This window comes from Streptomyces sp. SID1328, from assembly GCF_009865595.1.
In the GTDB taxonomy this organism is placed as follows: domain Bacteria; phylum Actinomycetota; class Actinomycetes; order Streptomycetales; family Streptomycetaceae; genus Streptomyces; species Streptomyces griseoluteus.
This window is the reverse complement of record NZ_WWKH01000551.1, coordinates 1-7,556: the sequence shown is the minus strand read 5'-3', so window position 1 is coordinate 7,556 and position 7,556 is coordinate 1. Positions and strand designations below refer to the sequence as shown.

Sequence of the window (7,556 nt, the reverse complement as noted above, 5' to 3'; positions counted from 1 at the left end):
GGGCGGGTCTTCGTGGACCGGATCTGCGACACCAGCGCCGGTGTGCTGAAGCGGGGCGGTGTCCTGCTCCTGGTGCACTCCGCGCTGTGCGGCACCGCGCCGACCCTGGACCGGCTCACCGCCGCGGGGCTGGACGCCACCGTGGTGGACCGGGCCACCGTGCCCTTCGGCCCCGTGCTGCGCGAGCGCCGTTCCTGGCTGCACAGCCGGGGCCTGCTGCGCGACCGGCACGAGGACCAGGAGGAGCTGGTGGTGGTGCGCGCCGTGCGCAGTTGACCCGGACGGCCCGTTTCGGCGGCTTTCAGCGGGTACCCGTGCAGCACGGACCCCAGTACCCGAGCCGAGAGGACGGTGGTCAGCCGTGGGCCGAGAAGCCGAGGACGCGACGAGCGTGACGATCACGCCCGACGGCCCGCTGCTCCTGCCCGGCCCGGTGGAGGTGACCCTCCCGGACGGCACGGTCGTCACCTCGCGGCGCTTCACGGTCGCGCTCTGCACCTGCCGCCGCAGCCGTATCTACCCCTGGTGCGACACCAGCCACCGCCGCCGTACGAAGAACGCGAAGGAGACCCGGTGACCGCGCCCGCACTCCCCCAGCCGCGCGGCGACCTGTCCGCCGCCGTCATCGCCGCGCTGATCAGCGGCGACACCGCGCTGGACAGTACGCTTCCGCCCACCGTCGACCCGTACGGCGAGGACCTGCAGCTCGCCCTGTACGTGCTCTACGAGCTGCACTACCGGGGCTTCGAGGGCGTGCCCGACGAGCTGGAGTGGGACCCCGGCCTGCTGGCGGTGCGGCGCTCGCTGGAGCGGCCGTTCCTCGCGGCCCTGCGCCGGGACGTGCCGCCGGGCACGAGCGCCGACGAGGCGCTGGACGCGCTGCTGGTGGAGCCGGTCGGGCACGACGACAGCAGCGTCAGCCACCACCTCCAGCGCGACGGCGAGCTGTGGCAGCTCACCGAGTACGCGGCCCTGCGCTCGCTGTACCACCTCAAGGAGGCCGACCCGCACGCCTGGGTCATCCCGAGGCTGCGCGGCCGGGCCAAGGCGGGCATGGTGGCCGTCGAGTTCGACGAGTTCGGCGCCGGCCGCCCCGAGGAGATCCACGCGCGGCTCTACGCCGATCTGATGACCGACCTCGGCCTGGACACCACCTACGGCCACTATCTCGACCGGGCGCCGGCGGCCCTGCTGGCCACGGTCAACCTGATGTCCCTCTTCGGGCTGCACCGCGCGCTGCGGGGGGCCCTGGTGGGGCACTTCGCCACCGTCGAGGTGACCTCGTCGCCGGGCTCCCGCCGGATGGCGGCCGCCCTGCGCCGTACCGGCGCGGGGAAGGCCGCGCAGCGGTTCTACGACGAGCACGTGGAGGCGGACGCCGTGCACGAGCAGGTGGTCCGCCGGGACGTGGTCGGCGGACTGCTCGCCGACGAGCCGCATCTCGAGGCCGACATCGCCTTCGGCGTGCACGCCACCGGTCTGCTGGAGGACCGGTTCGGCGCGCATGTGCTGAAGGCGTGGCGGCAACAGCACAGCGCCCTGCGGACACTCCCGCACGGCGGAACGGAAAGGAAGTCCCAGTGACCGAGAATCCCCTCCACCGGCATCCCCGCCCCGAGTTCCCGGAGCAGGGGCAGGAACATCCGGGCTGGACCGGCCCGATGGACCCCCCGCCGGACCACGGCGAGGAGTCCTACGAGGGCAGCGGACTGCTCACCGACCGCAAGGCGGTGATCACCGGCGGCGACTCCGGCATCGGCCGGGCGGTTGCGCTCGCCTACGCGCGCGAGGGCGCCGACGTGCTCTTCACCCATCTGCCCGAGGAGGGCGACGACGCCGCGGAGACCAGCCGGCTGGTCGAGGAGGCCGGCCGCAAGGCGGTGGCGGTGCCCTGTGACATCCGGGAGGAAGAGCAGTGCCGCCGGCTGATCGAGCGGGCGGTGGACGAGTTCGGGCGCATCGACATCCTGGTGAACAACGCCGCCTACCAGATGTCCCAGCCGGACGGCATCGAGTCGATCACCACCGAGCAGTTCGACCGGGTGGTGCGCACCAACCTGTACGGCATGTTCTGGCTGAGCAAGATGGCGCTGCCGCACATCCCGGCGGGCGGCAGCATCATCAACACCACGTCCGTGCAGGCGTACAAGCCGAGTCCGCATCTGCTGGACTACGCGATGACCAAGGGCGCGATCGTCACCTTCACCCAGGGGCTGGCGCAGATGGTGGCCGAGGACGGCATCCGGGTCAACGCCGTGGCGCCGGGCCCGGTGTGGACGCCGCTGATCCCGGCGACGATGCCGGACACGGTCGAGTTCGGCAAGCAGTCCCCGCTCGGCCGACCCGCCCAGCCGGCCGAAATGGCGCCCGCCTACGTCTTCCTGGCCTCGTCGCACGCCAGCTTCATCACGGCGGAGATCCTCAACGCGACGGGCGGCACTCCGCTGCCGTAACCGCCGTACGACACGACAGCGGCCCGGACCTCCTCGGTCCGGGCCGCTGTCGTGCGGGACGTGAGCCGGGCTCAGGCGTCCAGGAGCTGGTTGAAGAAGGTGCGGTACTGCTGGAGCGCCACCCGGAGCCCCTCGGTCTCGACCTGTTCGCCGCGGCTCCACTGGCCCTCGAGTTCCTTCTTGTGGTCGGCGAAGGTCGCGGCCAGCGACTGGATGACGTCGGCTACCAGCGCGTCCGCCGAACGGACGGCGTCCTTGGGATCGTCGACGAAGGTGCCCTGGATCTTGGCCCAGCGCTCGCGGAAGTTGTCGGCCTCCTGGTGGGCGATCAGCGGGTCGGCGCCCTCGTCCACCGAGCGCGGCTGCCCGCCGCCCTGCCGCTGGTCCCCGTCCGGGCGCCGGTCGCGGTCGTCGCGCTCGGCCAGGGGGGTGTGCTCCGGAGCGCCGGTCTGCTCGCCCGTGGCGGTCCGCTCGGGCACGTTCTCCCGCTCGCCGGGAACGCCCCGCGCGTCGTCGGAGACGGCCGACGCCTCACCGGGGTAGGCCGGCGGGGGCGTCTCGGAAGAGCGCTCGGCCGGGTGGTCGGGCCGTGCCCCCGACAGCGGGCCGGAGCGGGCGTCCGGCGGGACGTCGTGGCCGGTGTCGGACGGCGCGTCCGGACGCGGCTCGGACAGGGGGCCGGAGCGGGCGTCGGGACGGCTCTCCCGGCCGGGACGGGCCAGGTCCTCCGTGGTCAACTCACCTTCGCCGGGGCCGCTGTTGGTGTGCCGGTCTGACATGACAACCTCGTTTTCGCTCGTGCCGTGGTGGAAGTGCGCGCCGGGTCAGGCCGCGTCGTGCCCGGTGCTCTCGTGGTGCGGGGGACGGCCGCTGCCCAGCAGGTCGTCGAAGAGGGTGCGGTAGCGCACCATGGCGCCGCGCAGCTCCTCCGTGGTGGCCTCGCCGTTCTCGTTGCGCAGGCTCACGTCGTGGGCGTCGCGGTAGTGCTCCAGGGTCTGCGCGTGCTCGACGGACAGGTCCCGGAGCTGCTGCTCGAACCCCTCGGTGGGGTAGCCGCGGTCGCGCATGAGCTGGGTGACCAGGCGGTCGGCGTCGTCGACGCTCTGCGCCGGATGGTCGACGAACCGCTCCTGCGTGTCCCTCCACTCGGCGGCGTAGCGGTCCCGCTCCTCGGGGGACAGCTCCTTGAGGTCCAGGTCGCGGTGCCGCTTCTCGCGGGCCTGCAGTTCGCGCTCGGCCTCCCGCCTGCTCTCGCCGGACTGCACGGCCCGGTCGTACTCGGGGCCGAACTTCTCCTGGAGGCGGCGCCTGCGGCGGCGCGTCACGAGCCACACTCCCGCGGCGACCAGGATCAGGATGACCGCGATGGGAACCAGAATGGCGATCAGCGTTTGTGCGGTGGACATCGCCTCTCCCGCTGGGTGAGTTGAGTGAAGGGGCCGGCCGGGCGGCCTGCCGGGTTACTCCGCCCGAGTACCCCGGCCCCGTTCCCGCACACCGCCCGGCCTGGCGCGCAGGGGGTGATTGCCGGGGCGCGGGGGCGGGTACGCGGAGTCGGCACCGGGCAGCCCGGCGTCCGTCGTGCGGCGGGCCGCCTCCCTCCTCGGAGTCCTTGACGACTCCTCGCGACCTGGACGGGGATGAGGGCATGAGCCGACGACACACTCAGGACGACACGGCACGCGTGCCGCGCGCGCGTCCGGGCACCATCGGCCGCCGCCACGCACGCACCGGGACCGAACCGGTCACCGCCCGCAGCGCGCTGAAGCTGCGCCTGGTGCTCAACATGATCGGGTTGCTGGTCTTCGTGCTCGGTACGGTGCTCTTCGCCGTCTGGGCGGGCGCGGTGCGGCAGCAGGACGTGCCGGACCCCACCCAGCTCACGGTCCTGGCCGTCATCTGCGGTGTCCTCGCGGTGTTCGCCGTCGTGGACCTGGTCGTGGTCCTGCTGCGCCTCGCGCGCGAACGCGCCCGCCGGACATGAACGAGGGCGAGGAAGGGCGGCGCTACGATGCCACGCCCTTCCTCCCGAGCCGCCGGACGGGCCTGGCCGGGCTGCGCAGAGCGGCCGCCGAGTGCCACGGCTGCCCGCTGTACGAGGACGCCACGCAGACGGTGTTCGGGGCGGGCGACCCGAGCGCGCGGGTCCTGCTCCTCGGTGAGCAGCCCGGCGACCAGGAGGACCGGCAGGGCAGACCGTTCGTCGGCCCGGCCGGCCATGTGCTGGACCGGGCCCTCGCGGACGCGGGAGTCGATCCCGGGCACGCCTACGTCACCAACGCGGTCAAGCACTTCGAGTTCACGGTCCGGCCGGGCCGCAAGCGCCGTATCCACAAGTCCCCCACCCTGCGGGAGATGACGGCGTGCCGCCCCTGGCTGCTGGCCGAACTGCGCCTGGTGTCACGGGAGGTGGTGGTGGCGCTCGGTGCCACGGCGGGCAAGGCGCTGCTCGGTTCCGGTTTCCGGGTCACCGAGCAGCGCGGCGCCCTGCTGCCCTGGCCGGGCCTGGACGGCGAGACGGCTGAGGACGGGATCGCCGGGCTGCTCGCCACCATCCACCCCTCCGCCGTGCTGCGGGCCGACGACCGGGACGCGGTCTACGACGGCCTGGTGGCCGACCTGCGCATCGTCGCGGACGTCCTGCGACGCGGCTGACCGGCCGGTCAGGGGGCGCGCCTCACCAGGGCTTGAGGACCGCCTTGATCATGCCGTCCTTCTTCGCCTGGAACGTCTCGTACGCCTGCGGCCCCTGCTCCAGCGGGAGGGTGTGGGTGGCGAAGGTGTCCACGCCCAGCGGGTCCTCGTCGGTGAGCAGCGGGAGGATGTCGCCGACCCAGCGGTGCACGTTGGCCTGGCCCATGCGGAGCTGGATCTGCTTGTCGAACAGGGTCAGCATCGGCATGGGGTCGGCCATGCCCCCGTACACGCCGGACAGCGAGATGGTGCCGCCCCGGCGGACGATGTCGATGGCGAGGTGCAGCGCGCCGAGGCGGTCGACGCCCGCCTTCTCCATGAAGCGCTGCGCGACGGCGTCGGGGAGCAGGCCGGTGGCCCACTGGGCGGCCTTGGCGAAGGGCGCGCCGTGGGCCTCCATGCCGACCGCGTCGATGACCGCGTCCGGGCCGCGTCCGTCGGTGACGTCGCGGATCGCGTCGGCCAGGCCGTCGCCGTACTCGCCGAGGTCGTAGACGGTGATGCCGTGTTCGCGGGCCCGGCCGAGGCGTTCGGGGACGAGGTCGACGCCGATGACGTGCTCGACGCCCCGGTGCCGGGCGATGCGGCAGGCCATCTCGCCGATCGGGCCGAGGCCGAGCACCACCAGGCTGCCACCGGGGCGCACACCGGCGTACTCGACGGCCTGCCAGGCGGTGGGCAGTACGTCGGAGAGGTAGAGGAAGCGCTGGTCGGGCGGGCCGTCGGGAACCTTCACGGGAAGCTGGTCGCCGAAGGGCACCCGGAGGAACTGCGCCTGCCCGCCGGGGACCTGGCCGTACAGCTTGGTGTAGCCGAACAGGGAGGCGCCCATGCCCTGGTCGCGGACCTGGGTGGTCTCGCACTGGGAGTGCAGGCCCTGCCCGCACATGTGGCACTGGCCGCAGGAGACGTTGAAGGGCACCACCACACGGTCGCCGGGGGCGAGGGAGGTCACTTCGGAGCCGGTCTCCTCCACGATGCCCATGGGTTCGTGGCCCAGGATGTCACCGGGGTCGAGGAACGGCCCGAGGACTTCGTACAGATGCAGATCCGACCCGCAGATCCCACTGGACGTCACGCGGACGATGACGTCGGTGGGGTCCTGGAGCTTGGGGTCGGGGACGGTGTCGACCCGGACGTCCCTCCTGCCGTGCCAGGTGAGAGCGCGCATATGTCCTCCAATGTTCGTATGTTCGTAGGGGTTGCGGCTCGCTCCCGTGCCGGATACCCGGCACTCCCGCACTTACCCGGCGCATGGCAGGCCGTGCCACGGGTACCCGGCGGGCCTTCGACCTCCAGGGAAGGCGGCTGACATGACCGGCACGGCGAACGGCGGGCTCCGGGTGGTGGTGACCGGCGCCACCGGCAATGTCGGCACGAGCGTCGTGGAGGCGCTGCGTGGGCGTCCGGAGGTGGCGTCGGTGACCGGCGTGGCGCGCAGAGCCCCCGGCTGGCGGCCGGAGGGCACCACCTGGGTGGCGGCCGACGTCGACCCGGACGGCGCCGACCTGGTGTCCCTCTTCCGGGGCGCGGACGCGGTGGTGCATCTGGCGTGGAAGTTCCAGCCCACTCACGACCCGGTGACGACCTGGCGGACCAACGTGCTCGGCAGCATCCGGGTGTTCGAGGCGGCGGCGGAGGCGGGAGTGCCCGCGCTGGTCCACGCCTCGTCGGTCGGCGCCTACTCACCGGGCCCCAAGGACCGCGAGGTGGACGAGTCCTGGCCCACGCACGGCTGGCCGCAGGCCGCGTACTGCCGGGAGAAGTCCTACCTGGAACGGTACTTGGACGCCTACGAACTGCGGCACCCACAGACGCGGGTGGTGCGGATGCGGCCGGGGTTCCTCTTCAAGCGGGAGGCCGCCTCGGAGCAGCGGCGGATCTTCGCGGGGTCCTGGCTGCCCACCCAGTGGGTGCGGCCGCCGTTCGTGCCCGTGATCCCGGATCTGCCGGGGCTGAAGTTCCAGGCGGTGCACACCGACGACGCGGCCGCCGCGTTCACCGAGGCGGTGCTCCGCCCGGTGCGCGGTGCCTTCAACCTGGCCGCCGATCCGCCCCTGGACGCGGCGACGCTGGCCGGACTGCTTCAGGCGCGCCCGCTGCGCGTCCCGCTGCCGCCGCTACGGGCCGCGCTGTCGGCGGCGTGGCGGCTGCGGCTGGTGCCCGCCTCCCCGGACCTCTTCGACGCGGTGCTGCGCCTGCCGCTGCTGGACTCCGCCCGCGCGCGCACGGAGCTGGAGTGGGAACCCCGCTACACGGCCGTGGAGGCGATCCAGCAGTTCCTGGAAGGGCTCAGGGAGCACGCGGGCATGAACACCGCCCCACTCGCCTCGTGAACTCGGACCGCTCGGGCTCGCGGGGGGTGAGGCGCTGTGGGGCCTCTGCACGGCGATGCGGCGCGTACCGGCG

Annotated in this window: 9 protein-coding genes and 1 pseudogene; 7 read left to right on the top strand and 3 right to left on the bottom strand. The window is 73.1% G+C overall.

Annotated features, from left to right (window positions below; genetic code table 11):
- The 4 genes and pseudogenes from GT030_RS17035 to GT030_RS17020 form a co-directional block, all read left to right on the top strand.
- Positions 1 to 276: pseudogene (locus GT030_RS17035) on the top strand (methyltransferase); the annotation flags it as partial.
- A gap of 115 nt (positions 277 to 391) precedes the next feature.
- Positions 392 to 577: a CDGSH iron-sulfur domain-containing protein gene (locus GT030_RS17030; RefSeq protein ID WP_244317677.1), complete on the top strand. Its 186-nt coding sequence runs from the start codon at positions 392 to 394 to the stop codon at positions 575 to 577.
- The gene (locus GT030_RS17025) at positions 574 to 1,584 is read left to right on the top strand and encodes an iron-containing redox enzyme family protein (protein WP_161201822.1); all 1,011 of its coding nucleotides are present in this window, start codon (positions 574 to 576) and stop codon (positions 1,582 to 1,584) included. The genes GT030_RS17030 and GT030_RS17025 overlap by 4 nt, the downstream gene beginning before the upstream one ends.
- Complete coding sequence (locus tag GT030_RS17020; RefSeq protein WP_161201821.1) at positions 1,581 to 2,453, top strand: SDR family oxidoreductase; 873 nt, start codon at positions 1,581 to 1,583, stop codon at positions 2,451 to 2,453. The genes GT030_RS17025 and GT030_RS17020 overlap by 4 nt, the downstream gene beginning before the upstream one ends.
- A 71-nt stretch (positions 2,454 to 2,524) precedes the next feature.
- Here the strand turns inward: GT030_RS17020 and GT030_RS36500 are convergent, their stop codons facing one another.
- Both GT030_RS36500 and GT030_RS17010 read right to left on the bottom strand, forming a co-directional pair.
- The gene (locus GT030_RS36500) at positions 2,525 to 3,232 is read right to left on the bottom strand and encodes a hypothetical protein (RefSeq protein ID WP_237522548.1); all 708 of its coding nucleotides are present in this window, start codon (positions 3,230 to 3,232) and stop codon (positions 2,525 to 2,527) included.
- Positions 3,233 to 3,277: 45 nt separating this feature from the next.
- The gene (locus GT030_RS17010; RefSeq protein WP_161201820.1) at positions 3,278 to 3,859 is read right to left on the bottom strand and encodes a hypothetical protein; all 582 of its coding nucleotides are present in this window, start codon (positions 3,857 to 3,859) and stop codon (positions 3,278 to 3,280) included.
- Between the two features lie 242 nt (positions 3,860 to 4,101).
- On the opposite strand from GT030_RS17010, the gene GT030_RS17005 reads away from it, so the two are divergent.
- Together GT030_RS17005 and GT030_RS17000 are read left to right on the top strand one after the other, a co-directional pair.
- Positions 4,102 to 4,437, top strand: a complete 336-nt coding sequence (locus GT030_RS17005) for a DUF6343 family protein (protein ID WP_202460185.1) — start codon at positions 4,102 to 4,104, stop codon at positions 4,435 to 4,437.
- A complete protein-coding gene (locus GT030_RS17000; RefSeq protein WP_161201819.1) occupies positions 4,434 to 5,108 on the top strand; it encodes a UdgX family uracil-DNA binding protein in 675 nt (224 codons plus the stop codon). Before GT030_RS17005 ends, GT030_RS17000 begins: the two co-directional genes overlap by 4 nt.
- Before the next feature lie 22 nt (positions 5,109 to 5,130).
- Here GT030_RS17000 and GT030_RS16995 read toward each other — a convergent pair whose 3' ends face one another.
- A complete protein-coding gene (locus tag GT030_RS16995) occupies positions 5,131 to 6,318 on the bottom strand; it encodes a zinc-dependent alcohol dehydrogenase (protein WP_161201818.1) in 1,188 nt (395 codons plus the stop codon).
- 142 nt (positions 6,319 to 6,460) lie between these two features.
- Between GT030_RS16995 and GT030_RS16990 the strand changes: the two genes are divergently transcribed.
- Positions 6,461 to 7,483: an NAD-dependent epimerase/dehydratase family protein gene (locus GT030_RS16990; RefSeq protein ID WP_161201817.1), complete on the top strand. Its 1,023-nt coding sequence runs from the start codon at positions 6,461 to 6,463 to the stop codon at positions 7,481 to 7,483.
- Positions 7,484 to 7,556 lie beyond the last annotated feature (73 nt).

What these genes read in the sequence shown, in the direction of transcription:
- GT030_RS36500 (WP_237522548.1), bottom strand. Translation starts at nt 3,232, where the DNA reads ATGTCAGACCGGCACACCAACAGCGGCCCCGGCGAAGGTGAGTTGACC.
- GT030_RS17010 (WP_161201820.1), bottom strand. Translation starts at nt 3,859, where the DNA reads ATGTCCACCGCACAAACGCTGATCGCCATTCTGGTTCCCATCGCGGTC.
- GT030_RS17005 (WP_202460185.1), top strand. Translation starts at nt 4,102, where the DNA reads ATGAGCCGACGACACACTCAGGACGACACGGCACGCGTGCCGCGCGCG.
- GT030_RS17000 (WP_161201819.1), top strand. Translation starts at nt 4,434, where the DNA reads ATGAACGAGGGCGAGGAAGGGCGGCGCTACGATGCCACGCCCTTCCTC.
- GT030_RS16995 (WP_161201818.1), bottom strand. Translation starts at nt 6,318, where the DNA reads ATGCGCGCTCTCACCTGGCACGGCAGGAGGGACGTCCGGGTCGACACC.
- GT030_RS16990 (WP_161201817.1), top strand. Translation starts at nt 6,461, where the DNA reads ATGACCGGCACGGCGAACGGCGGGCTCCGGGTGGTGGTGACCGGCGCC.